This window comes from Bradyrhizobium sp. Kon69 (genome assembly GCF_055807515.1).
This window is the reverse complement of record NZ_JBVVOS010000109.1, coordinates 1-491: the sequence shown is the minus strand read 5'-3', so window position 1 is coordinate 491 and position 491 is coordinate 1. Positions and strand designations below refer to the sequence as shown.

Below are 491 nucleotides of genomic sequence, written 5' to 3'. Positions count from 1 at the left end.
CCCAGATTGAGTGAAAGAGGATCGATGAAGGTCTTGGTGCCGGTAAAGCGGGTGGTCGATTACAACGTCAAGGTCCGCGTCAAGAGCGATGGATCGGGCGTTGAACTCGCCAACGTCAAAATGTCCATGAACCCGTTCGACGAAATTGCGGTCGAAGAAGCGCTGCGCCTGAAGGAAGCCGGCAAGGCGACCGAAGTCGTGGTGGTCTCCATCGGACCGGCGCAGGCATCGGAAACGATCCGCACCGGTCTCGCCATGGGAGCCGATCGCGGCATCCTGGTGAAGGCCGAGGGTGCGGTCGAGCCGCTCGCGGTCGCCAAGATCCTGAAGAAGATTGCGGACGAAGAGCAGCCGGGCCTGATCATTCTCGGCAAGCAGGCGATCGACGACGACAGCAATCAGACCGGCCAGATGCTGGCCGCGCTGCTCGGCTGGTCGCAGGCGACCTTCGCCTCGAAGCTCGAGGTCGAAGGCAGCGACTTCAAGGTCAC

At 61.7% G+C, this 491-nt stretch carries 1 protein-coding gene; it reads left to right on the top strand.

What is annotated here, in order from left to right:
- Positions 1-24 precede the first annotated feature (24 nt).
- The coding region (locus tag AC0L3U_RS38430) for an electron transfer flavoprotein subunit beta/FixA family protein (protein ID WP_473364965.1) at positions 25-491 on the top strand (467 nt) is incomplete at its 3' end.